Origin of the sequence: Paraburkholderia sp. (assembly GCF_049581445.1) — a bacterium.
Taxonomy (GTDB): domain Bacteria; phylum Pseudomonadota; class Gammaproteobacteria; order Burkholderiales; family Burkholderiaceae; genus Paraburkholderia.
The window spans coordinates 12,285-36,781 of sequence record NZ_JBAURZ010000031.1; the positions used below are offsets into that span (position 1 = coordinate 12,285).

Below are 24,497 nucleotides of genomic sequence, written 5' to 3' on the forward strand. Positions count from 1 at the left end.
AATCAATCTTCCCCGGCAGAAAGTAGAGTCTGCAGTACGTTGCGCCGTCCGGCAACCTTTCCGATGAAAGGCAAATGAAACCATTCCTCGTATGGATACATGTTACCAACCCCTTTTCCCGCAGTGTTTGCCCATGTCTACGGGTATCCGCTGACACGCTTCTGGCGGTCACTGTATAGGAATGAGGCTCACCGCTTTACGTGCCGGGCAACCGTTGCTGTATTGCGCCCGATGATTTTTATTTTATTGCGGGAGTGCGGGTACCAGTCCGTACGCTGACATGACAGCAAAGAGCCTGACGCGATCAGGCGGTCCACCCGCATGCAGCACGGCACCGACGTCGCGAAAATACTGCGCCCCGATGTCGGGCGCAAGCGTGATCAGCGCGCGAGCCGGCACGTCATGCGGATTACTAAACTGATGCACGGCCCCCTGCGGCGTATGCATGCAATCGCCGGGCCCGAGATCGCGGACGGTCCCGTCGACCGTGTATCGAAGCTTGCCCTCCAGCACGTAGACGCATTCTTCATTGCGCGTATGACTATGCGGCGGCGGCACGCGGGAGCCTGGCGGCACGGTCAACTCGAACATCCCCATGGCGCCAGTCGCGGTTCCGTCGAGCAGGTACCGGATGGTTAACTCGCCGACCTGAATCGGCTCGTTTTGCCCTGCCGTATCGATTGCCGCCATTTTCTGTCTCCTGCGGGTTGAAGATTCCTGAGCGTCAAAACAGCACGAGTGTAGTGCCAACAGCGCTTTAGGGGGCAGAAGTTCGCGGAAGTTCGGAGGACAAATGAAACTGGTGTGGGGTTATTCGAATCCATGCACGCGAGCCACGGGCAATATACTTATGCGGTGCTTCTTGCGACCATCGTTACACTGCCAGGCCGAAGGCTGGATGTGGGACATACACTGAACGGAGCAGCCAATGAACACCGCTGATGATTTGTCTGGACGTTCTACGGATACCCCTATTTCCGTGCGCGAAATCGGCAGTTTTCATGTCGGGGGCGAGATGGTTTCGTTGACGGGTATGCCGCCACGCGTTCGCATCAGCACCAACAACGGCGCAGCGCATCCGATCGATCCCAATGGAGAAGTTATCGTCGGTCAGATGTACGTGCAATACGTGAAGCTCGCGGCGCCGCGCAGTTCTTCTCCAATGCTGCTTTGGCACGGCGGCGGGATGAGCGGTGTCAATTGGGAAACCACACCCGATGGCCGCCCTGGCTGGCAGATGTACTTCCTGCGTGCAGGATTCGATGTGTATGTGTCCGACGCCGTCGAGCGTGGCCGCGCGTCCTGGGCACCGTACCCGGAGGTCTACGAGGAGGCGCCCTATTTCCGTACTGCGAAGGAGGCGTGGGAAGAGACGTTCCGCTTCGGTGCTGCAGGCACGTGGCATACCGATCCGGCGCTACGCAGGCCACATGCTGGCGTGCGCTTTCCCGTCGCCCGGATGGAAGCGTTCATGAATCAGTTCGTGCCTCGCTGGGCGATCAACAACGCGCGCACCCAACTTGCGTATGACGCGCTGCTCGCCCGCCTCGGCTCGTCGATCGTGCTCACGCATAGCCAGGGTGGCAACTTCGGACTGACGGCGGCATTGCACGCGCCTGAGCGTGCAAGGGCTGTCGTTTCGCTGGAGCCTTCCGGCGCGCCGGACCCGGAGAAAAGCGACCCGGCGCTGCTGCGCGATGTCCCCCGTCTGTTCGTCTGGGGCGACTATCTGGACGCCCATCCGTTCTGGGTTCGCTCGTTGCCTGCGGTGCGACGGTGGGCCGATGCGTTGAGCGCGGCAGGGGCGGATGTTGAATGGATCGACCTGCCGGCGCGCGGCATCACGGGGAATACGCATGCATTGATGGCGGATGACAACAGCGATGTGGTCGCGGGGATAGTGCTGGAGTGGTTGCAGCGCAGGGGCTTGTGATCAGCCCGTTGAAACCTTGAGCGCGCGCCTTTCCTGCACCGCAAGCCGGATTGAGCAACCGGAAAGCCACGAATCTGGCTGCCGTTCACAATAGCGGAGATCCAACACAGCCAACCTTTAACGCCAAACCTCGGAACGCCCATGCCGAACTCTCCCGCCCCCATGAAGGTGGTCTTTCTCGACCGTGCCACGATTTCCCCGCAAACCGTGCTCAAGGCCCTTTCCTTCCCGCATACCTTTGAAGTGTTCGAGAGGACACCCGCCGAATCCGTAGCGGCACGCATTGCAGATGCGGACATCGTCATTGCCAACAAGGTCCGCCTGACTCGCCCGGATATCGAAAGCGCGAAGCGCCTGAAGATGATCGCAATCGCAGCCACAGGTACTGACAATGTCGATCTGCAAAGCTGTGCCGAACGGGGCGTCGTGGTGAGCAACATTCGGAACTACGCCACGCATACGGTTCCGGAGCACACATTCGCGCTGATCTTCGCATTACGGCGCAGCCTCGTCGCTTATCGCGACGCAGTGCGCGACGGCCGCTGGCTGCAAGCGAACCAGTTCTGCTTCTTTGATTTTCCAATCAGGGACTTGAGTGGCTCCACGCTAGGCATCATTGGTGATGGCGCGTTGGGACGCGCGGTGGCCGATATCGGCCGCGCCCTCGGACTTCGTGTGCTCTTCTCCGCCTATAAAGGCCGCGACGACATGGGACCGCTTTATACCCCGTTCCAGGAAGTCCTCCAGGCTAGCGACATCATCACGTTGCATTGTCCGCTCACACCTGCCACGCGGGACCTGATCGGCGAAACAGAATTTCTTCAGATGGAACGCAAACCGCTACTCATCAATACGGCGCGTGGCGGCCTAGTCAACGAACATGCTCTCGTCGACGCGTTGAAATCCGGAATGATCTCTGGCGCAGGCTTCGATGTCGTCACCCAGGAGCCCATGCCGTCAGATCACCCGTTTCAGGCCATCCTGTCCCACCCTGGCTTTATTCTCACGCCGCATGTGGCCTGGGCGAGCGACGAAGCGATCCAGGGGTTAGCCGACCAGCTCATCGACAACATCGCGGCGTTTTGCAACGGCACGCCCGCAAACGTCGTCTCCACGAAATAGTCACCGCGCGTCGCAAGAGCCTTTCCTCCACGGAAAGCATGCTTGAGAATCCATCGATTATCAGGCTCCGGAAAATGCCTCAGCATAAAAGCCATACAGTCATTTTCCGGAGACACCGTGAAGACAAGTCCTTTGGAAGGCGTGCGCGTGCTCGAAATGGGGCAACTCATCGCCGGTCCGTTCGCGGCCAAGATGCTGGCGGAGTTCGGCGCGCATGTGGTCAAGATCGAGCCGCCGGGTTCCGGCGACCCACTGCGCAAATGGCGCCTGATTCATCAGGACACCTCCGTCTGGTGGGCCGCGCAATCGCGCAACAAAGAATCCCTCACGCTCAATCTACGCTCCACTGAAGGCCAGGACGTTGCCCGCCGCCTGATCAAGGAGAGCGACGTCCTGATCGAAAACTTCCGTCCAGGCACGCTCGAAGGATGGGGACTGGGTTGGGACGAACTGCGCGAGATCAACCCCGGTCTCGTCATGCTGCGTGTTTCCGGATATGGTCAAACGGGCCCGTATCGCGATCGGCCGGGTTTCGGTGTGGTCGGCGAGGCGATGGGCGGCTTGCGACATCTCAGCGGCGAAACCGGCCGCACGCCGGTACGCGTCGGGATTTCAATCGGCGACTCGCTCTCGGCCTTGCATGGCGTTATTGGTGTCCTGCTCGCGCTGCGTCACCGGGATCAAAACGGCGGCCAAGGCCAGGTGGTTGACGTCGCGCTCTACGAATCCGTCTTCAACATGATGGAGAGCCTGCTGCCCGAATACTCCGTGTTCGGCGCGGTGCGCCAGCCATCGGGCAGCAGCCTGCCGGGCATCGCCCCTAGTAACGCTTATCCGTGCCGCGACGGCAAATACGCGTTGATCGCCGGGAACGGTGACAGCATCTTTCGTCGGCTGATGGAGTTGATTGGCCGCTCCGATCTGGGTGACGACGCTGCCCTGGCAAGCAATGATGGCCGTGTCAAACAGGTCGAGCGTATCGACGTCGCGATTGGCCAATGGACGGCGCAGCGCAACCTCGACGACGTGCTCGCGGCGCTCAACGAGGCGCGCATCCCCGCCGGAAAGATCTACGACGTTGCAGACATCGCTGCGGATCCGCACTACAAGGCACGCGACATGATTGTCGATGCACAACTGCCCGACGGCACACCTGTCCAGGTCCCGGGCATCGTGCCGAAGCTCAGCGAAACACCGGGGACCATCCATCACGCCGCCCCAACGCTCGGCCAGCACACCGACGCCATCCTCGAAACTCTCGGCGTTGACCAGCACACGCGCGACGACTGGCGCTCACGCAACATCATCTAGCAAGGAGCAATCGATATGTCGCATGCCAACAAGCGGCTTTACATTCAGGAAGTCGCCACACGAGACGGGTTTCAGAACGAGGCCCGGTTTGTCGATACCGACGCCAAGATTGCCCTGGTGAACAAGCTCAACGACTGCGGGTTTGCCAAGATAGAGGTGACGTCGTTCACGTCGCCGAAAGCCATCCCCGCTTTGCGCGATGCCGAAGCCGTCATGCATCGAATCACGCGCAAGCCCGGCGTCGTTTATACGGTGCTTGTCCCCAACGTACGCGGCGCGGAACGCGCATTGTCCTGTGACGTGGACGAGGTCAACCTCGTAATGTCGGTTAGTGAAAGTCACAACCGCACCAATCTTCGCATGACGCGTGAGCAATCGTTCGCACAACTGCGCGACGTCATTAAAGTGGTCGAGGAAACATCCGTTGCTATCAACGTCTCCCTGTCTACCGCGATGGGGTGCCCGATGGAAGGCGATGTCGCAGTAAGCGAAGTTCTCAGTTGGGGGCAGCGCTTTGCCGATCTGGGTGTCCACGGCGTGACGCTGTGCGACACGACCGGCATGGCGTTCCCGTCACAGGTCAATGAACTGTGTCGTCATGCGATCGCAACGCTCAGGGGACTCGAACTCACATTGCATTTCCACAATACACGTGGGATGGCGCTCGCCAACACGCTGGCGGCAATAGGCGCAGGCGTGGACCGGTTTGATTCGTCGCTCGGCGGATTGGGGGGGTGCCCCTACGCACCCGGCGCGACCGGCAACGTCTGTACCGAAGAACTGGTTCACATGCTTGAGCTGGAAGGATACGAAACGGGCGTGAACCTGAGTGCCGCGATGGAAGCCGCAGCCCTGCTTCCAGGACTGGTTGGCCACGATGTGCCTAGCCAGGTGCTAAAGGCAGGCCGCCGGCTCGATCTTCACAAAATGCCGGCCAGCGCGGCAAACGGCATTCCCGAACAGCGCGCCCTCGTTCAACAAGGAGTCTGATATGCCATTGATTGACCATCTGGATCACTTGGTCCTCACGTGTGTCGACCCCGAGGCCACAAAGCACTTTTACACCAAAGTCATGCAGATGGAGCTTGAAACGTTCGGCGCGGGCCGTCTGGCGTTCCGCTTCGGCAATCAGAAGATCAACCTGCACGTCCGGGGCGCCGAGTTCGAACCTAAGGCACACGTCCCGGTGGCTGGCGCGCTGGATCTGTGTTTCATCGCCTCCGTACCGCTGGACGACGTGATCAGTCATTTGAAGGCAGTGGAGTGGCCGATCATTGAAGGTCCGGTCGAACGCACCGGCGCGACACAGAAAATCAGCTCCGTGTATGTGCGGGACCCGGATCTCAATCTCATCGAGATTTCAGAACTACTGAACTGAATCGCAGCGGCGCGCCGCACCGGGGCACAGAGAACCACGGGCAGCACACGGTATTCGTTAATACATCTAGGAGACGTCATGAGCGCCAATCATCTGGACGTGGGCAGCAGTGCCGCTGCCCACCCGCCCATTCCTTCGTACGACGCCGGCACGACCGTCGAGACGGCCGCCAACCATCCCGACGCGCTGACCGTCGGCGGCTGGATGGACAGCATGCCGGTCGGCTCGCTACATCGATTCGTGGTGCTGGTGATCGGCATTGGCCTGTTTTTCGACATGTACGAGATTTTCCTCGTCAGCTCGATCGGCACGGCGCTGCAGAGCGAATACGGTATCGACAGGCACAGCACGGACTTCAAGCTATTGTTGGCCTCGGCTTTTATCGGCATGTTCTTTGGCTCGTTTTTCCTGGGAAGCATGGCCGACCGCATCGGCCGACGCAAAGCGTTCCTGTTTAACCTGGTGTGGTACAGCGCGTTTTCTCTGCTGGGTGCGTTCTCGGTCAACGCGGAAATGCTGGTGATCTGCCGCGTCTTGACGGGCATCGGCGTGGGCGCGCTTTACCCTGTTGCGGATAGCTTTCTCTCGGAGATTTTGCCTAAGGAACGTCGTGGCCGACTGGCTGCGTGGGCCTACACCACGTCATACGTGGCCGTGCCTCTCGTTGGCTTCCTCGCGGTGTGGCTCAACGCTTTACACTTCGGCGAAGTTGCGGGCTGGCGGGTCATTCTTGCCATTGGCAGCGTAGGCGCGGTGTTAGTCCTGATCGTGCAACACAGGTTGCCCGAAAGTCCGCGCTGGCTTCTGTCACAAGGACGCGTTCAGGAAGCCCACGCGATGCTGCGGCGTTTTGCGAAAAGCGCCGGGGTGACCGTATCGACGATTGCTCCTGAGGCGAACACGAAGCGAAACCCGACCACCTTAAGCGAGCGCGTGGCGTTGCTGCGCCGCGCTCCATACAACAAGCGTTACATGATGCTGGTGATTTTCCATTTACTACAGGGCTTCGGTTACTACGGCTTTGGTACGCTGGCGAGCACCGTGGTGAAAAGCCGTGGCTACGACGTCACCAATGGAACCTTGTTTATCGCCCTGTCGTTCGTGGGTTATCCCATTGGGTCTTTGCTGTCGATTCCCCTGCTCAACTGGATCGAGCGCCGCACCCTGGTCATCAGTTCGATCCTGTCGATCGCGGTATTCGGACTACTCTTTGCCTATTCGAACAACTCGACGTTGATCGTTTGCTTTGGATTTTTGACGACCTGCGCATCGAATGTATTCAGCAATGCGTATCATGTGTACCAGTCCGAGATATTCCCAGCCAGTGTGCGCTCGACCGCAATCGGCAGCACTTACTCGTTGTCCCGCATCGTAAGCGGTATGCTGCCATTCCTCCTGCTTCCGGTATTGAACGAGCAAGGCGCGGGAGCGATGTTCACGATCATTGCGACCGCATTGCTGATCGTCGCGGTGACGCTGCGCATCCTGGGTCCGAACACGACGCGGCGTAGCCAGGATGAAATCAATCCGGTTTAGCCAAGGCAAAGGGCGTCGCCTGACTGAAAGCGCGACGCCCTTCGGTTAGATCGATTGAATGCCGTTACTGGCTCGCACCCTGCCCGATCCCCGCTTTCTTCTGGGCGTCCTGCAGATTTTGCGGATAATTCGGATCGGCGCGGCCCGGCTGATACCCGTTTGCCTCGAGTTTCTTCAGTTCAGCGTTTTTCTTGTCCCGCGCCTGTTTGCGCGCGGCTTTGCGTTCAGCCTTGGTGGGTTTGGCGCTTGAGGCAGCCATGGCCTTGGCTGCGTCCGACGCGCCGCTGTCCCCCTGTGCGAAGGCCGGGACGATAGACCCAGCAACGAGTGTCGTTACCGTAAACCCCAATGCGATTGCTTTCAGGCGAAAACGCTTCATGGCTGATGTCTCCCTCTCTATGTTGTGAGTCGTTTCGCAGATGAGGCACCCAACCGGACCCGTGTTGCCAAACCCGCGTCTGGTGCCGCAAGCACCTGCAATCTAGCTTACCGCAAAACAACGCCGAAAAGAGTCCAACCTCTACGAGGCAATCATCCGGCGCTTCAGCCTGAACCCGCCTGAGCAGCGCACATCAGCTCTTGCTGTTGCCCGGCGCAGCACTTCGTGCGGCGTCTTCTTCCTGTAGTTTGCGCCACAAGATCTTGCCGCTACCGGACTTCGGCAGCGAAGCCACGAACTCGACGATACGTGGGGCCTTGTACGGCGCCATCTGCTCACGGGCCCACGTGATGATGTCGTCTTCGGTCAGCTTGCCTGCGAATGACGCGGCCGGCACAACCAGCGCTTTGACGGTTTCGCCGCGCCGCTCATCGCGCACGCCGATCACGCACACCTCATGAATCCCTGGATGGCGATACATCAACGCCTCGACCTCCGCCGGCCAAACCTTGTAACCCGATGCATTGATCATGCGTTTGAGGCGATCGGTCATGAAGAAATAACCGTCCTCGTCGATGTGACCCAGATCGCCCGTGCGCAGAAAGCGCTTGCCGTCGAGTTCGATAAACGCCTCCATCGTCGCCTTCGGATCGTTCCAGTAACCTTGCATCACCTGCGGCCCGTGCACGATGATCTCGCCGGTTTCCCCTCTTGCCAGTTCCTTTAGCGTGGCCGGATCAACGATGCGGGCATCTAGATCGAACACGGGAATGCCGAGGCATTGCGGCTTTGGACGCTGCGGCGGATTGATATGCGTCGCCGCGATCGTCTCGGACATCCCATAGCCCTCCACAAAGTCAAGACCGGTGAGCGTCTTGAGCTTGCGCGCGATCGCATCGGGCATTGCAGCACCGCCGCCACGCGTCGCTTTTAGCTGGGAGAGGTCGTATTCGCCGAGCCTCGGGTTCGATAGGAAATCGACCATCATGGTCGAGATGCACTGCCACGTCGAAACACCGTAGTGCTGCATGCACTGAGCCGCCGCATCGCGATCCCAGCGCGGCAGGACGACGATAGTGCCGCCCGAATACATCGGACTGTTCATGCCGCCCTGCATGCCCGTCACGTGAAACAGCGGCAGCACCGACAAATGGACGCTGTCCTGGGAACCCCCGAACCATGCGCAACCGCCCACTAGCGTACTCATCACGCTGCTATGGGTATGCATGCAGCCCTTCGGCTTGCCGGTCGTCCCCGAGGTGTACGGCATCACGCACAGGTCGTCGGGGCCGGCCGTGAGCGGACCCGGCTCAAGATCGAGCGCGAGCACATCGCTCCATGCGGTCACGCCGCGATGCTCAATGAGCTTTTGCGGCGCAGACACGAACTCAGGCGGCGTGACGCGGGGCGGTTGCTTCAGATAGTCGCTATATGTCGCGACAATCGCATGCTTGAGGCCCTGGTCGGGTGCATTGCCTAGCAACGGTTGCAACTGCGGATACAGATCCTGAGGGACGAAGGCCGTCGTCGCGCCGCTATCGTGGACATAGTGGCGCAACTCATCCGTCATGTTCATGGGATTGACCGGCACCACGACCGCGTTGGCGCGCAAGATGCCGTAGTACGCCAGGACCCATTGCGGACTGTTCTGCATATACAGCAGCACACGGTCCCCCGCCTTCACTTCGCATTTCTGCTGCAGGAATCCTGCGATGCGTTCGGCCTCATCCTTGAATTCGGCGAACGTCACTGGCGTGTCGTAGAAGACGATGAACGGCTTGTCCGGAAAGCGCGTGGCTGAGACTTCCGCGTTATAGAACAGGTTGGTCTGCGGCAACGTTAAATGCTGGGGTGTGCCGGGCGGCCAATGCGCGTGATGAAGCGTGTTCAAGAGTGTCTCCTGTGTCGACCAGAGTTAGTGCTTTAGCGCTCACACGATGCTGGCACCACCGTCCACCGCGAGATGCTGGCCGGTGATATGGCGCGATGCCTCGCTGGCAAGAAACACGACGGCGCCTTTAAGATCCTCCTCGCCGCCTAGCCGATGCAACGGCGAGTGGGCAATAACCGAATCCGCCATGGTAGCGAGCAGCCCTGCCGACATCTTCGATGGAAAAAAGCCCGGACAGATCGCGTTCACGTTGATGTTATGCCGGCCCCACTCGGAAGCCAGCGCCCGCGTAAAGTTGATCGCCGCTGCTTTCGACGTGTTATACGCAATCGTATTCATGCCCGCCGGTGCACCTTTAAGGCCCGCAATGGAAGCAATATTGATGATCTTGCCTGCGCGGCGCGGAATCATGCTCCGCTTGCCCACTTCGCGGGTGAGAAAAAACGGCGCGTTGATGTTCAGATTCATCACCTTGTGCCACGCTTCATCCGGATAGTCCTCAGCCGGAGCGCCCCAGGTTGCGCCCGCGTTGTTCACGAGAATATCGATGTGGCTGTGCTGCCCGAGCACTTCGCCGACAAGATCGGGAATCCTCTCGAACTTCGCCAGATCGTTGACCACGGTCTGCACTTCGATGCCCCGCGCCTCCAGATGCACCTTTGCCTCGGCGAGTTCGTCGGCCTTGCGTGCCGTGATGGCCACGCGGCAGCCCATTTCCCCTAGCGCTTCGGCCATCTGCAGGCCCAGCCCGCGTGAACCGCCGGTAATCAGCGCCACCTTGCCTTCCAGTTGGAACAGGTCTTTTACGTGCATCCGGCGTCTCCTTGTTAGTGTGTTCTGGGCGGCCAGTTCGCCTTCCAGATTCGGCTCATCATACGTGTGAGTTTCGGCCGTGTAAATAAAAGCACGGTCATTCACTTTCCATATAAACTGAGTGGAATGGCTTGTCATCGGGAGTTACCCCCGACTGTCAAATTCCTTACGCACAGCACTCATAGACTGAGTGTTTTCCCCTGGTTTGTTCCGAGTCCTCGCGGCCAAGGTCCGGCGCCACGCCCTCATTCACCGAGTCACTTCCTATGCAAGATGCACTGCTCATTCACTTCCGCGATCTGACGTTTCAGCTTTTCGAAGTCTTGCAGGCCGAGAAGCTGACGCAGCGTGCACGCCATGCCGATCACACGCGCGAAACCTTCAACGCAGCCATCGAAACCGCGCACTCAATTGCCGCGGAGAAATTCGCCACGCATAACCGTCTGCTGGACGAGCACGAGCCGCAATTCGACGGCGAACGCGTGACGATGCCTGCTGAAGTCAAGGATGCACTCGACGCCTTTCGCGCGGCCGGCCTGCTCGCTGCGGCGAAAGACTACGAGCTGGGCGGTATGCAACTGCCAGCCGTCGTCGCCTTCGCGTGCCAGTCGCTGTTCAAGAGCGCCAACATGGCGACCACGTCTTACGCGATGTTGACCATGGCCAACGCGAACGTGATCGAACGCTTTGGCAGTGCGAGCCAAAAACGCAAGTATCTGCAGGCGCTGCTGGATGGCCGTACCTTCGGCACGATGGCACTCACCGAGCCCCAAGCGGGTTCGAGCCTGTCCGACCTCGTTACCAGCGCGACGCCGAACGAAGACGGCACCTATTCGCTACGCGGTAACAAGATCTTCATCTCAGGCGGCGATCACGAACTGAGCGAGAACATCGTCCACCTTGTGCTTGCCCGCATTCCAGGCGGGCCGCCGGGCGTGAAAGGCATTTCCCTTTTCACGGTGCCAAAATTTCACGTCAACGACGACGGTAGTGCCGGCAGCCGCAACGACGTCGCGTTAGCCGGTTTGATCCACAAAATGGGTTGGCGTGGCACCACCTCGACCATGCTGTCGTTCGGCGAACACGGGCAGTGCATCGGCGAACTGATCGGCGAGCCCCATCAGGGCCTCGCCTACATGTTCCATATGATGAACGAGGCGCGTATTGGGGTCGGGCTCGGCGCCGTGATGCTCGGCTATCGCGGCTACCTGGCCTCGCTTGACTACGCACGCGAACGCCCGCAAGGGCGTCGGCCGGACAACAAGAATCCGTTGGATCCGCAACTATCGCTCATCGAACACGCCGACGTGCGCCGCATGCTGCTCGCCCAAAAGGCCGCGGTGGAAGGCGCATATGCACTCTGTCTATACGCTGCACGCCTGGTCGACGAACAGAATACCGGTGAAACCGACAGCGATCGTGCCGAGGCGGGATTTCTGCTGGACCTGCTGACGCCGGTCGTCAAATCGTGGCCGTCGCAGTGGTGCCTCGAGGCCAACAGCCTGTCCATCCAGATTCACGGCGGCTACGGCTACACGCGTGAATATCCAGTCGAGCAGTACTACCGCGACAATCGTCTGAACATGATTCACGAGGGCACCCACGGCATTCAGGCGCTAGACCTGCTCGGGCGCAAAGTGACGATGAAACAGGGTGCGGCGCTCAAGCGTCTCGCGCTTGAAATCGCGCGCAGTATTGAAACCGCAGAAGGTCATGCCGAACTGCAAAGCTGCGCCGCCGCGCTCGCGACGGCGTGGTCCGACCTGACCTCAACCGTCGACGCGTTGCGCCCGGTTCTCGCCAGTGACACCGAACGCGCACTGGCCAACGCCAGCGCATTTCTCGAAGCGTTCGGCCATATCGTGATTGCGTGGACGTGGTTGCGCCAGGCGAACGTCGCTGCGGCAGCGCTGCCTGAGGCACGCAATGCCGACGACCTCAACTTCTATCGCGGCAAACTGCATACCTGCCAGTGGTTCTTCCGCTGGGAACTGCCGCGCACAGCGCATCAGCTAGCGATGCTGCGCAGCCTCGACGATACGACGCTTACCATGGCGCCTGACTGGTTCTAACAACACGCGCGTGGCAGGAGTCAGGTCGCCTCCCCGAAGCTTGCCGGTAGAATCGCTTTTTACGCGATCAACCTACCGCCAAGCTTCAGGCTTTGCCCACCCCTGTGACCACCACCCTCGATCAACTCCGCACTGGCCAACTTGCCGGTGCCCGGCAACTAAAACTCGCCTGCGGACTTAGCCAATTTCCTCGTGAAATTTTCGATCTCGCCGACACGTTAGAGGTACTCGATCTCTCGGGTAACGCGCTGACGTCGCTGCCGGACGATTTGCCGCGCCTGCGTAACCTGCGCATTCTCTTCGCCTCCGACAATCCGTTTACCGAATTGCCCGACGTCCTCGGTCAGTGCGAGCGGCTCAGCATGGTAGGCTTCAAGGCGAATCGCATCCGCAGGGTATCGGGGCAATCGCTACCACGCGCGCTTCGTTGGCTGATCCTCACCGACAATCAGATCGAAGCGCTCCCGCCTGAAATCGGCACCTGCTCGCAATTGCAAAAGCTGATGCTGGCGGGTAACCGCTTGCAGGCATTGCCTGTTGAACTGGCTGCGTGCTCGCGCCTTGAATTGATGCGGTTGGCCGCCAACCGAATGACCGAGCTACCCGCCTGGCTATTAAACCTGCCGCGGCTCTCCTGGCTCGCCTACGCGGGTAATCCGTTCGCGGAAGCGTTCGAATCCACCGCGCTCGACGATGCACGAATCAGCGCTATTCAATGGGGCGCACTCGAACTTCAGCAGATGCTCGGCGAAGGGGCGTCGGGCGTGATTCATCGCGCGCTGCATCTGGGTGCCGATAAAGCTACGACGCATCCGGTTGCCGTCAAACTGTTCAAGGGCGCAGTGACGAGCGATGGCCTGCCGCACTGTGAGATGGCCGCATGCATCAGTGCCGGTGCACATGCCAATCTCATTCCTGTCCTCGGCAACGTGCAGGACCACCCTGCAGCTACCCATGGTCTCGTGATGGAAATGATCGATCCGCGATTCAGGAACCTTGCCGGACCACCGAGCCTGGCATCATGCACACGGGACGTTTATAGCGAGGACGCCCACTTCGATCTGAATACGGCGCTTGGCATCGCGTATGGCATCGCATCGGCGGCGAATCATTTGCATACGAAAGGCATCATGCATGGCGATCTGTACGCCCACAATATTCTGCACGACGGTGAAGGGCATGCGTTGTTGGGCGATTTTGGCGCGGCGTCATTTTATCCGCCCCATGAACCCGCCCTTGGGCCTCTGCTTCAGCGCGTTGAAGTGCGTGCCTTTGGATGCTTGCTGGAGGAATTAATCGAGCGCACTGACACGCAGTTGTCAGCTCCGGACGTCGTGGCCCAACTTGTGAGCCTGAAAGCGGAGTGCCTGGTCGAAGACGTTGCCAGTCGGCCAGCATTTCCGGAGATCGTGCGCAGACTGTCCGGCATGATGATGCAAACCGCGCACTGATCAGGATGCCAAATCAATTTGCGGGTAATCCACTCGATTAACCAATACGGTTACCCGCACGATTGGCGTCGCACCTGTCACGAAAGAAGCGGATATCTGACCCAACCATAACGCCAGAGGAAACCCCTGGTTTTGCTGCAGCACAGCAGATTATTAAGTACCCGCAGAGGTGTTAAGCGTCATAAACGCCCCTGCATACTACGTGCCGAGCAAACCGAAATTAATCGCGCGCAACCACGTCGCCGACGTGCGCCTCGCCCGTCACAAGGCAGCTAGACAGAAAATTTTGCCCCTGATTACTCGATGCGGCATCCGAGAACCCCTTCCCCAAGGCCCCAAGCCGAACCATTTCGGCCCCTTTTTCGCACGAGACAGAGCCTGCCTCTCCGGCTTGCGCATGCGTCAGCGCACGGCCTACCGTGAAATAAGCAAGGAGCATCAGTACTGCAATATTAAATACGCGTCTCATGGTTTGCCTCCTCTGTGAAGAAGACTATCGCGAACCATGTGGACAAGATGTTAGGGGTTTCCCGATCAAGGCGACGCCGATTGATTCAAATCAATCAGGATGGCGCACTTAACTCATTGCGGGTTTTCCCTTTGTGTAAGGGCTACTTATGTTGCGGCGCGACGAAATACCCGCATATTGCACCGCGACTTTACGCGCTCGCGGCAGCCAGATTGAGGTAATCATGGCCCAGCATCGCCGGCAGCGTATTGCGGAGAAACTCAACCCATGTGCGGATTTTCGCATCGAGATATTGACGCGACGCGTACACCGCGTAAACGTTCGTGTGCTGCGAGGTGTACTCCGGCAGAATTCGCACCAGTTCACCACTGCGTAACGCGTCGAGTGCCGAGTACCAGGGCAGCAGGCCAATGCCCATTCCCTCTCGCACCGCCACCGCGAGTGCCTCGGCCGTGTTGACGCGAAACGCCGCGCTGCGAGGTGCAAAGCGCTCCGCGCCGTGTGGCCCCTGGAAAATCCACTCTTCCATGGAAAAAATCGGCGTGACTGCCTGGAGACACGGATGCGCCGCGAGATCAGCGGGCACCTGCGGCATCCCGTTTAGCTGGAGATAAGCCGGCGATGCGCATGCAACGCTGAACGTGCTGCCCAGCCGTTGCGATACGTGACCGGAATCGGGCAAATTATCGGCAAGCATGAGCGCAACGTCATAACCCTCGTCAAGCAGATCGGGCACGCGCTGCGCCAGGGTCAGTTCCACAGTTACGTGCGGATATTGCTGCTGATAGCGACACACGGAAGGCACCACGCAATGCTGACCAAAGCCGGCCATGGCGTGCACTTTCAATTTGCCGGACGGATGCGCGACGGCGTCGCTGGCCTCGGCTTCAGCCTGCTCGACATACGCAAGAATCTCCTCACAGCGATGCACATAGCGTTCGCCCGCTTCCGTAAGCGCGATGCGGCGCGTAGTGCGGTTAAGCAGACGCGTGCGCAAACGCGCCTCGAGATCGGAGACAGCACGCGATGCATAAGCCGTGGTCGAGTTGAGTTGCTGCGCGGCGCTCGTGAAACTGCCCGTCTCGACAACGCGTAGCAGCACTCGCATTTTTTGTAGCGTATCCATACTATCCTTCTGAAACCCGGTTGGATTGTTGCATGGATCACGCGCCTGATTCTCTCGAATCGCGTAAAGATGCATTGCACTCCTTGGTGTTTTCCACGCATCGAATCGGGGCTCGTATCAGGCGTTGCGCGCTGTCAAGCCGAACCGGTATACCATCGAAGCAATGCGTAATACGCTACGCGCGGCCCCTGGCCACACTCCATACAAAAGGACGAAGCGATGCTTCCAGAAGCCAAGACCTTCGAGTCACTCGCTGCAAACTTCAACTGGCAGATTCCCGATCGCTACAACATCGGTGTCGATGTGTGCGATAAGTGGGCCGACGGTTCGGGGCGACCCGCGCTGATCTATGAGCATCGCGACGGCAGCGCCATGCGTTACAGCTTCGACGATCTGAAAGCGCGCTCCAATCAGTTCGCAAATGCGTTGCACCGTAGTGGCGTCGTACGCGGCGACCGAGTGGCAATCTTCCTGCCGCAATCACCCGAAACGGCATTGGCTCATATTGCCGCTTATAAGGCCGGGTGTATTGCAGTGCCGTTGTTCGCACTGTTCGGCGTTGATGCAATCCAGTACCGCCTCGCCGATAGCGCAGCCGCCGCGCTGATTACGGACGCCGCCGGATTACAAAAGCTCAACGAGATTCGTCACACGCTACCCGAATTGAAAGCGGTGTATTGCGTCGATCCCATCCAAGCTTCTGAGGCTGGCGCATCGAACAAGGTGCTCGGCTTTTGGGATTCCTTGAGCGCGGAGTCCGATGCGTTCACCCCGGCCGATACCTCAGCCGAAGATCCCGCTGTGATCATCTACACGTCGGGCACGACCGGCAAGCCGAAGGGCGCATTGCATGCGCAGCGCGTGTTGCTCGGCCATCTGCCGGGCGTGGAGTTGTCGCAAGCCTGCTTTCCTGCACAGGCCAGACTGATCTGGACGCCGGCTGACTGGGCGTGGATCGGCGGACTATTCGACGTATTGCTGCCCGCATGGCACCACGGAGTGACCGTGCTCGCGAGGCGTTTCGAGAAATTCGACGGTGAGGCCGCGTTCGATCTGATGGCGCGCCACGCGGTGACGCATACGTTCCTGCCGCCTACTGCCCTCAAAATGATGCGCACGGTGGCGCATCCCGAGCAGTGGAAACTTTCGCTACATGCCGTTGCGAGCGGTGGTGAATCGCTCGGCGAGGAGTTGATCGCGTGGGGGCGTGCTGCGCTTGGCGTGACCATCAACGAGTTTTACGGGCAAACGGAGTGCAACGTGGTGGTGTCGTCGTGCGCGTCGCTGTTCGAGCCGCGCATTGGCTCAATCGGCAAGGCCGTCCCGGGACATCAGGTGGAGATTGTCGACGACGAGGGTCAACCCGTGCCCACCGGAGCAATAGGCAATATCGCAGTCGCCGGTCCTGATCCCGTGATGTTTCTCGGCTACTGGCGCAACGAAGCCGCCACGCGTGAGAAATTCCGCGGACGCTATCTCCTTACCGGCGATCTCGGCCAACGCGATAGCGACGGCTTTATCCGCTTTGTTGGCCGCAACGACGATGTGATCACGAGTGCGGGCTACCGCATCGGTCCGGCCTCGATCGAAGACTGTCTGCTACATCATCCTGCGGTTTGCATGGCCGCAGTAGTCGGTGCACCGGACCCGCAACGCACGGAGATAGTCATGGCCTTCGTGGTGCTGAACGCCGGCTTTGTGCCGAACGACGAACTCGTACGTGAGATCCAGCAGCACGTTAAAACGCGGCTGGCCGCACATGAATATCCGCGCGAGATTCGCTTCGTTGACAGTTTGCCCATGACAGCAACGGGTAAGGTGATCCGTAAGGAACTGCGCGCGAGCCTCGTGGCGCCAGCAAAGAACGACTGACGCGAAGGCGCAAGGCGTGCCGGCACTGCTGGCCGTAATCTGGTGTAAGCGGACAAAAACAGCTGGAAGCGGGCATAATTCCGGGGCCGCGCGCCCGCCGCCGCCTGTCGCATCCCATACGAACACCACGCCCTCGCCTCAATCACGGAACGATTCAATTGCAAAGTCTACGTGCCGACGAAGCGCTCGCCCATCCCGGCTCTCTCATCGACTCCGACGGCAACGTCGTGGCGCCTTACGATCTCGAGCAACGCGACGCCGACATCGGCGAACACCTAGCGCTCGCCAGTCACCCAGGTATTCTTAACGCAGAAGCACGTCCGTTCGAACTCGACTACGCATCACTGCACGTCGTCCATGTGATCAACGGCATGGGCGTGACACTCGGCGATTCGATCATCGGTTTGACCGCCATCGCCGCGCTTAAAGCGGCACATCCACAACTGCAATTCGTGGTGTACCGCCCTGCATTGGCCCCCGCTTACGTTGAAGCGCTCTACACGCTCGCGTCGGACACGCTCATCGAGACACGTGTATTGCCGTGGCCGATTGCGGATATCCCGGCTGACGAAACCCGCATCGATCTCGGCAACCATCTGTTCTGGCCGCGTTTCATGTCGATGCCGATGATCGATTTCTTCCTCATGGCGCTGGGCGTCGAACCGCCGAGCATCTCGGCTGCGAGCAAGGCCAACCGCTGGTTGCAGACGTTGCAGTTACCACTGTTACCCGAGGTCTGGCGAGATGCTCCTTACGTGCTGTTTTGCCCGACCGCCAGCACGCCGGTACGCAGCATCCCTCCGTCGGTAAGGCTCGGGTTGGTCGATCGCCTGTTCAAGCGCTTTGGCCTGCCGGTTCTTGGCTTCGGCGCCGTAGATCATCCCCATTACGTGGATGTGACAGCGCACTCGACGAGCACGGCGCACTTCCTTGCGTGGGTCAAACAGGCTCGCTACGTGCTAACCTCCGACACTGCCGCCGTGCATATCGCAGCGGGCTTCGACGTGCCCACGACCGCCTTCTTCACCACAGTAGCGCCCGAGTTACGCGTGCGCGATTACACCCTGTGCCAGCCGGTTACGCTGGCGGTACCACAGTTGCGCAACGTGCAGGCCAGCGATCGCGAACAGGACCTGGCGCGCGTGAACGCTGCCTATGAGCAGGCCCTGGCGAGCGAACTGCCGTGGGCCACACGTACCTGATCTATCCAACCTCGTCAGACTTTCCTCTTCCGATTCGAACGCGATCCACCGTGAAATTCATCAAACTGATTCTCTGCCCGCTACTTCTCGCCGCCACCGCGGCCCACGCGCAAACACCGCTTTCACTGGTCGTCGACGGCAATATCACCAACGTCAACGACCCTGCACAGCACGCTTACCGTTTCAACGAAGCGCAATTGCTGGCGCTTCCCGCCGCGACCATTACGACTGCCACCAACTGGACACCGAAGCAAAGCTTTTCGGGCCCCAAGCTCTCCGCCGTGCTGGCCAAGGTCGGCGCCAAGGGCAAGCAACTAAGCGTCTGCGCGATTGACGACTATTGCCAGGACGTCCCCGTCTCCGATATTGACAAGTACGGCGTGATCCTCGCCGCCACCCAGAACGGCAAACGTCTTGAAGTGCGCAATTTTGGACCGCTATGGGTGATGTACCCGCGCGACGCTTACCCGCAAGAACTGAACACCGCAACCTACGAGTCCCGCTTCATCTGGCAGGTCAACAAGATCACGGTGAAATGAGTTCTCCGCCCGCCGTCAAACGCATTAACCGTGTACTGGTGATCCTCGGTCCGCTCATCTGCGCGGCGGCGCTCGGTTGGGGCTACGCGATGTACGACCTGTTGCTGGCGCCAGCGAGCTTCGCTTCGACACTCGGCCCGCAAGAGAATCACTACTGGAGCGTGGCGCGTTTCCAGATCGCCGCGCTCGACGCGCAAGAGCAGATCCTGCGCTATGAAAGCGGGCACGGTAACGACTTCGACAAGGTGGTAGGGAAGTTCGATGTGCTGCGCTCACGCTATGACCTGCTGGCCCGGCGCTCAGACGCGGCGGACATGCTCGCCGCGCTGCCCAGTTTCAAGCCCACCATGCAGAGTCTTGGCGGCGACCTCGACCGGATCGAGCCGCTAGTTGATTCGCCGCGCGATCATCCGCATAACGCCGGGCAACTGCTACCGCAGTTCGATAAACTCAAAACAGACCTGTCGGGCATGACGTTCGATATCGGCCAAACCGAGATCGCCTCGCGCGATCGCATCTATAGTGACTTTGTGCGCAAACGTCAGCACATTTTCATTGCCAGCCTGTCTCTTGCCGTATTGCTGATCGTGCTTGCCGGGGTGGCAATTGCATACGACCGGCGCCGCCGTCAAATTGTGGCCCAACAGAGTGCAGCGTTGGCTGCGGAGCACCGTGCACATCTCGCGGCACGTGATGCGATGCAGGCAAAAAATGCATTTCTCGGCGCGGTGGGCCACGAACTCAGAACCCCGCTGCAGACCATCATCTCCGCGGTCGATCTCCTTAGCGACTTCCATGCAGACGACGCCAACCGCAAGGTGATCGTCCGGCTAGATCGCGCGTCCCGGCAACTGGAAGCACAAATGCGCGACCTCACCGACTACGCGCGCCTCGATGCCGGTAAGCTCGCGCTGCGACCGGGTCACTTCAGGCCTGCGGAATTGCTTCGCAGTGCCACCGAGGATCTGCTTGAACAGGCAACCGTCAAGTCTCTCGAACTGACGTTCAGCGTTGCCGACGAAAACATCGAATGCGTTGCGGACGCCAACCGCGTCCGGCAGATCGTCACGAATCTGCTGTCAAATGCGATCAAATACACGGCGAGGGGTGCCGTCGACGTCGCGCTCGATCACCACATCTCTGCCGCAGGCGCGACGCTTTTGATTAGCGTGAAAGACACCGGAATCGGCATTTCAGAAAACCACTTCCCGGATATCTTCAAGCCCTTCATCCAGATCAGTCGTGCCAATTCGCAGCGTCACGAAGGAGTTGGCATGGGCCTTTCCATCGTCAAAGGGCTAGTTGATCTGATGGGCGGTCGCATCAGCGTCGAAAGCGAGCTTGATCACGGCACGCGTTTTAGTGTCACGCTGCCGGTTGAAATTGCGGCTGCCTCACAGGCTTCGCCTGGCGACAAGCGTCTTACCGGGTTTAGTGACGCCGTACGCGCTTTAGTCGTCGATGACCAGGCGTTCTCCAGAGAAGCGTTCCAGGAAATGCTGACCACGCTCGGCGTGCAATGCACTGTAGCCCGCGATGCGGACGAGGCCCTCAGCCAGCTCGCGGCTGCGACCTTCGATGTCCTGCTGCTCGATATTCAGTTGCCGGGCAAAGACGGTTTGCAACTGGCCAGGGAGATTCGCAGCACTACACATTCGAATCAGTACGCGCCGATCATCTGGATCAGCGCATTGCCGCCCGAGGCAAACCAGCCCAGCGAGACCGCGCCGTTCGAACACTATCTGATGAAACCCGTGCGTCTCGATGCGCTTCGAGCGACGTTGGGCATGGCGTTACAAACCACTGTCTGAACCTTCGCAGCCGCCCTATGTCGCTTATGCGTCTGGCCTACGCAACACGCGAAGTTTAGTGACGGTTCCTCCAGGTCGGGCACGGCGGATGCTGATAAGCATTCGTACACAACCAATTGGAGGAGAACCATCATGCCCTACATCCTTGGCTGGCTACTCGGCGTACCGCTCTTCGTGCTCGTCATTCTGTATCTGATCTTCCACTGAGACCTCTCATGCCTCTCACGATTACGGCCGCGCCAGCGCACGCTTGATGCTGCGCGGCGCGGGCCGGTGAGCGGTTCCCCTGGCGATTCACGCTATCGTTCGTGTCAATACGGCACGACCATGACCGGCTGCGCGTACACCACCTTTGGCGCGGGCGCGACCGCATAGTTGGTCGGCGCCGGCACGACCACCGTCCTATACAGCGGGGCCGCATTTGCTGCGGGCGGTACAGGCACGGTCACCGTAACCGGAACAGCGACCGGTGGCAGCACGGGAACGATATACGCCGGAGGCGGCGCATAGTAATAAGCAGGACGCGGCGGAAAATACACGACCGTCGTCGGTGCATAAGCGACCACCACCCTCGCGAACGAACTGGATGAACAGGCAAAGCCCAGCGCGGCTGCAGCCGATGCACAAACAAAACGAATTTTCACTTGAACTCCCGATGCGGTGAAAAGCGCCCCGCATCTTCTCTTATGAAGAACGAAGACGCAGGGCGGATGGTTCGCATTGCCTGATTGCCCTGCCGAACCGTTGAAGCGCGGATAGCGCCGACCACCGAACGATACGCAAGGCGCCTGAAAAACCGCAGCGATAACTTGTTTCATTCAATGTCGCGTAACGTGGGCTCACGGCCTGGCGGCGAGTGCGGCCGGAGCGTGGCGCCGCGACATACGGCGACATGATTCTGAAATTGCCTTCGCGGACCGAGTCGATAAAAATTCGTCCTGTCGTTGAACGGATCGCTGCAAGACGCTAGCGACGCGCAACGACACACTCCACGGAGAGAATGAAATGAAGAAGACCTTGACCATTCTGGCGCTGTGCCTGGCATCGACCGGCGCGTTCATGCAAGGCGCGTCTGCGCAGCAGATGGGTGGCAACCCGCAGCGGATGGCGCAGATGGCGCAGCAATTGCAAAGCCGCTTTGCAAACGCCAATACCACTCAGGACGGCAAACTGACGAAACAGCAGGCCGCCGCGGGCATGCCGATGGTCGCAAAACACTTTGACGAGATCGATTCGGCCAAGGCCGGGTATGTGACGTTGCCTCAGATCGAAGCATTCATGCAGCAACGCATGGGAGCGCACTAAGTTGCCCGATCATGAGCGGGATCGTAGTCACGTTGGGCTTGACGGGCAAGAGCGGTTAAACTTTGCTGGTCCCGCCAGCCATTGCCCTTCGCAGGGCGACTGCGCGCTTAAGGAGCCTCGCATGGAACGGCCCGCGAAAATCATCGTACTCGACGACGAAGCCGAACTGCGCAACATGTTGCAGCGGTTTCTCACCGGCCACGGTTTTGAGGTACGCGTCGTGGAGGACAGCAAACGGCTTGACCGCTATTTGCAACGCGAGCCGTATGATCTGCTGGTGCTGGATCTGATGATAGGCGAAGAGAACGGTCTGGAAATCTGCAACCGTCTGCGCGCCGAGGGCCAGACCTTGCCCATCCTGATGCTCACCGCCAAGGGCGACCCGCTCGACAAAGTGATCGGCCTCGAAACCGGGGCGGACGATTATCTCGCCAAGCCCTTTCTGCCGCGCGAACTGGTGGCCAGGATTCGTGCCTTGCTGCGCCGCCAGAAAATCGCGTCCGGCGATCCGACCGTTACCTCGGAGACAGTGCGTTTCGGTGACTTCAGTCTCGACATCGCCAAGCAGCTATTGAGCCGGGGTGGCGCGCCTCTCGACATTCACTCCGCGCAAATGCTGCTGCTGGTCGCGCTCGGGTCGTCACCGAACCGCCCGGTTAGCCGCGACAATCTGATTGCGCGAGCTCGTGGCCGCGATCACGGCGCGCTCGATCGCAGCATTGACGTGCAGGTGTTGCGCCTGCGTCAGATCGTAGAAGACGATCCCTCCAAGCCGCGTTTTATCAAAACCGTCTGGGGCGTGGGCTACATGCTGATCGCGGATGTCGAGTCATGAGGCGCCTCGCGCTGCCAAAGACCCTGCTCGCACGCAACATCGCATTGCTGATCGTGTTGGTCATGCTCTCGCAGGTGTGCTCGATTGCCGTATTGCTGCACTACGTGCAAAAGCCGCGCGTCGAACGCACTGCCGAGGTGTTCGCCAACTACGTCAAGATTCTCGACTCGCTGTTCGACGCCGCTACCGACGGCACGCGCGCCGCACTGGTGGCGCGCTTGAACGGTCAATTGCAGCCCCCTTCTGATACGGCCTCGTCCGAGCCCCCGGCTGGTGGTCTGCATTTCTACGTCGCCTTTCAACGGGCGGTGTTTCTCGATACGCTCCGGCGAAACCTGCCCGCCGACATGCTGGTGCGCTGGCAGACCGAAGGCGGTCAGCATTTATGGATCGAGATGCACGCGCACGGCGCGCCTTATTGGCTAGCGTTGCCTGTCCCCGAAGATGCGCGTGGCGCTGGCCTTGATGCCGCAATCCTGCTCTCGCTTGGCCTCGCAGCGCTGGCAGCGCTCACCGGCTATCTGATCCAGCGGCACCTTAACCGTCCGCTGCAAAACCTGGCCCATGCGGCCCGCCGCGTGAGCGCGGGTGAAATGCCCGCGCCATTGCCCGGTGACGGTCCCACCGAGATCGCCCAGGTCAGCAGCGCCTTCAACCAGATGACCCAGGCCCTGCAGCAGGCCGAGGCGACGAGGGCCGTGATGTTGGCCGGCATCTCGCATGACATCCGTACGCCTCTCACCAAACTGCGGTTGGCGATGGCAATGGCCATCACGGATAGCGGCGACGACAGCTTCGTAATCGCCGCTGAAGCGTATCTCGACCAGATCGAAACCATCCTGCAGCAGTTCGTGGATTACGCCGGCAGTGGCGAGCGCGAACTGCCGCAACCCGGCGACCTCAACTTGCTGATCAATCGGCTGGCAGCGGATTTCGCGGGGCTCGGCCACGAGTTTGAGCTATCGATGGGCGCAGTACCCATGTTCGCATTTCGTCCCATCACCATGATGCGGCTGCTGATGAACCTGATGCAGAACGCGGTGGTATATGGGCAGGCGGGTTTCGCCGTACGCACATGGGTAAAAGACGACACCGTTTACGTCGCTGTCGGAGACCGCGGCAAAGGCCTCGCGCCACACGAACTTGAAGCGCTGAAACAGCCGTTCCAGCGCGGACGCAATGCACGCTCGCAACCCGGCGGCACTGGACTCGGCCTGGCTATCGTCGAACGCATTGCGCGATTGCACGGCGGCGCGCTGCAGTTTCATGCGCGCGATGGCGGTGGTCTGGAGGTATGGGTGGTATTGCCGCTTGACGCATGAACATCTGCGTTACGGCCTTGCCTGTGATTTTCTGCCTCGTACAATAGGCTTCGCGGGCGGCGCTACGTCGATTTCATAAGACGACTCGACGTGGCGCAATCCTCAGCACATGACCCCGTTCCAGGAGTAC

General features: G+C 59.9%; 22 protein-coding genes. 15 read left to right on the forward strand and 7 right to left on the reverse strand.

What is annotated here, in order from left to right; translation table 11 throughout:
• Positions 1 to 243: 243 nt before the first annotated feature.
• Entirely contained in the window at positions 244 to 690 is a 447-nt protein-coding gene (locus WCA85_RS01825) for a cupin domain-containing protein (RefSeq protein ID WP_424061377.1), read from the reverse strand.
• A 238-nt stretch (positions 691 to 928) separates the two neighbouring features.
• On the opposite strand from WCA85_RS01825, the gene WCA85_RS01830 reads away from it, so the two are divergent.
• The 6 genes from WCA85_RS01830 (at position 929) to WCA85_RS01855 (ending at position 7,280) form a co-directional block, all read left to right on the forward strand.
• A complete protein-coding gene (locus tag WCA85_RS01830) occupies positions 929 to 1,933 on the forward strand; it encodes an alpha/beta fold hydrolase (RefSeq protein WP_424061379.1) in 1,005 nt (334 codons plus the stop codon).
• A gap of 141 nt (positions 1,934 to 2,074) precedes the next feature.
• Entirely contained in the window at positions 2,075 to 3,055 is a 981-nt protein-coding gene (locus WCA85_RS01835) for a D-2-hydroxyacid dehydrogenase (RefSeq protein ID WP_424061380.1), read from the forward strand.
• 117 nt (positions 3,056 to 3,172) lie between these two features.
• On the forward strand, positions 3,173 to 4,366 hold the full coding sequence (locus WCA85_RS01840; RefSeq protein ID WP_424061382.1) for a CaiB/BaiF CoA transferase family protein: 1,194 nt from the start codon (positions 3,173 to 3,175) through the stop codon (positions 4,364 to 4,366).
• Between the two features lie 15 nt (positions 4,367 to 4,381).
• Positions 4,382 to 5,356: a hydroxymethylglutaryl-CoA lyase gene (locus tag WCA85_RS01845; protein WP_424061383.1), complete on the forward strand. Its 975-nt coding sequence runs from the start codon at positions 4,382 to 4,384 to the stop codon at positions 5,354 to 5,356.
• A 1-nt stretch (position 5,357) separates the two neighbouring features.
• Positions 5,358 to 5,744, forward strand: a complete 387-nt coding sequence (locus WCA85_RS01850; protein ID WP_424061384.1) for a VOC family protein — start codon at positions 5,358 to 5,360, stop codon at positions 5,742 to 5,744.
• 78 nt (positions 5,745 to 5,822) lie between these two features.
• On the forward strand, positions 5,823 to 7,280 hold the full coding sequence (locus tag WCA85_RS01855) for an MFS transporter (RefSeq protein ID WP_424061385.1): 1,458 nt from the start codon (positions 5,823 to 5,825) through the stop codon (positions 7,278 to 7,280).
• Between the two features lie 64 nt (positions 7,281 to 7,344).
• Here WCA85_RS01855 and WCA85_RS01860 read toward each other — a convergent pair whose 3' ends face one another.
• The 3 genes from WCA85_RS01860 to WCA85_RS01870 form a co-directional block, all read right to left on the reverse strand.
• The gene (locus WCA85_RS01860; protein ID WP_424061387.1) at positions 7,345 to 7,659 is read right to left on the reverse strand and encodes a hypothetical protein; all 315 of its coding nucleotides are present in this window, start codon (positions 7,657 to 7,659) and stop codon (positions 7,345 to 7,347) included.
• 193 nt (positions 7,660 to 7,852) lie between these two features.
• Positions 7,853 to 9,550, reverse strand: coding sequence for a long-chain fatty acid--CoA ligase (locus WCA85_RS01865; protein ID WP_424061388.1), 1,698 nt, complete (start codon positions 9,548 to 9,550; stop codon positions 7,853 to 7,855).
• A 39-nt stretch (positions 9,551 to 9,589) separates the two neighbouring features.
• Entirely contained in the window at positions 9,590 to 10,363 is a 774-nt protein-coding gene (locus WCA85_RS01870; RefSeq protein WP_424061389.1) for an SDR family oxidoreductase, read from the reverse strand.
• A gap of 266 nt (positions 10,364 to 10,629) precedes the next feature.
• Here WCA85_RS01870 and WCA85_RS01875 point away from each other — a divergent pair, with 266 nt between their 5' ends.
• Positions 10,630 to 12,435: an acyl-CoA dehydrogenase gene (locus WCA85_RS01875; protein WP_424061391.1), complete on the forward strand. Its 1,806-nt coding sequence runs from the start codon at positions 10,630 to 10,632 to the stop codon at positions 12,433 to 12,435.
• 104 nt (positions 12,436 to 12,539) lie between these two features.
• Complete coding sequence (locus WCA85_RS01880) at positions 12,540 to 13,886, forward strand: leucine-rich repeat-containing protein kinase family protein (RefSeq protein WP_424061393.1); 1,347 nt, start codon at positions 12,540 to 12,542, stop codon at positions 13,884 to 13,886.
• 220 nt (positions 13,887 to 14,106) lie between these two features.
• On the opposite strand, the gene WCA85_RS01885 is transcribed toward WCA85_RS01880, so the two are convergent.
• Together WCA85_RS01885 and WCA85_RS01890 are read right to left on the reverse strand one after the other, a co-directional pair.
• Complete coding sequence (locus WCA85_RS01885; RefSeq protein WP_424061394.1) at positions 14,107 to 14,355, reverse strand: hypothetical protein; 249 nt, start codon at positions 14,353 to 14,355, stop codon at positions 14,107 to 14,109.
• 190 nt (positions 14,356 to 14,545) lie between these two features.
• Positions 14,546 to 15,481 carry a LysR family transcriptional regulator gene (locus tag WCA85_RS01890; RefSeq protein ID WP_424061395.1) on the reverse strand — a complete coding sequence of 312 codons (936 nt, stop codon included), beginning with the start codon at positions 15,479 to 15,481 and terminating at the stop codon, positions 14,546 to 14,548.
• A 219-nt stretch (positions 15,482 to 15,700) separates the two neighbouring features.
• Here WCA85_RS01890 and WCA85_RS01895 point away from each other — a divergent pair, with 219 nt between their 5' ends.
• The 4 genes from WCA85_RS01895 to WCA85_RS01910 all read left to right on the forward strand — a co-directional run bounded on the left by WCA85_RS01895 (position 15,701) and on the right by WCA85_RS01910 (position 20,905).
• Positions 15,701 to 17,353 carry an acyl-CoA synthetase gene (locus WCA85_RS01895; protein ID WP_424061396.1) on the forward strand — a complete coding sequence of 551 codons (1,653 nt, stop codon included), beginning with the start codon at positions 15,701 to 15,703 and terminating at the stop codon, positions 17,351 to 17,353.
• Between the two features lie 158 nt (positions 17,354 to 17,511).
• A complete protein-coding gene (locus tag WCA85_RS01900) occupies positions 17,512 to 18,555 on the forward strand; it encodes a glycosyltransferase family 9 protein (RefSeq protein WP_424061398.1) in 1,044 nt (347 codons plus the stop codon).
• A 50-nt stretch (positions 18,556 to 18,605) separates the two neighbouring features.
• Complete coding sequence (locus tag WCA85_RS01905; protein ID WP_424061400.1) at positions 18,606 to 19,094, forward strand: molybdopterin-dependent oxidoreductase; 489 nt, start codon at positions 18,606 to 18,608, stop codon at positions 19,092 to 19,094.
• On the forward strand, positions 19,091 to 20,905 hold the full coding sequence (locus tag WCA85_RS01910; RefSeq protein WP_424061401.1) for a hybrid sensor histidine kinase/response regulator: 1,815 nt from the start codon (positions 19,091 to 19,093) through the stop codon (positions 20,903 to 20,905). The genes WCA85_RS01905 and WCA85_RS01910 overlap by 4 nt, the downstream gene beginning before the upstream one ends.
• Before the next feature lie 311 nt (positions 20,906 to 21,216).
• Here WCA85_RS01910 and WCA85_RS01915 read toward each other — a convergent pair whose 3' ends face one another.
• Positions 21,217 to 21,549: a hypothetical protein gene (locus WCA85_RS01915; RefSeq protein WP_424061402.1), complete on the reverse strand. Its 333-nt coding sequence runs from the start codon at positions 21,547 to 21,549 to the stop codon at positions 21,217 to 21,219.
• 361 nt (positions 21,550 to 21,910) lie between these two features.
• On the opposite strand from WCA85_RS01915, the gene WCA85_RS01920 reads away from it, so the two are divergent.
• From WCA85_RS01920 to WCA85_RS01930, 3 genes are all read left to right on the forward strand, one after another.
• Positions 21,911 to 22,210: an EF-hand domain-containing protein gene (locus WCA85_RS01920; protein ID WP_424061404.1), complete on the forward strand. Its 300-nt coding sequence runs from the start codon at positions 21,911 to 21,913 to the stop codon at positions 22,208 to 22,210.
• Between the two features lie 121 nt (positions 22,211 to 22,331).
• Positions 22,332 to 23,045: a response regulator gene (locus WCA85_RS01925; protein WP_424061405.1), complete on the forward strand. Its 714-nt coding sequence runs from the start codon at positions 22,332 to 22,334 to the stop codon at positions 23,043 to 23,045.
• Positions 23,042 to 24,367, forward strand: coding sequence for an ATP-binding protein (locus WCA85_RS01930; protein ID WP_424061406.1), 1,326 nt, complete (start codon positions 23,042 to 23,044; stop codon positions 24,365 to 24,367). The genes WCA85_RS01925 and WCA85_RS01930 overlap by 4 nt, the downstream gene beginning before the upstream one ends.
• Positions 24,368 to 24,497 lie beyond the last annotated feature (130 nt).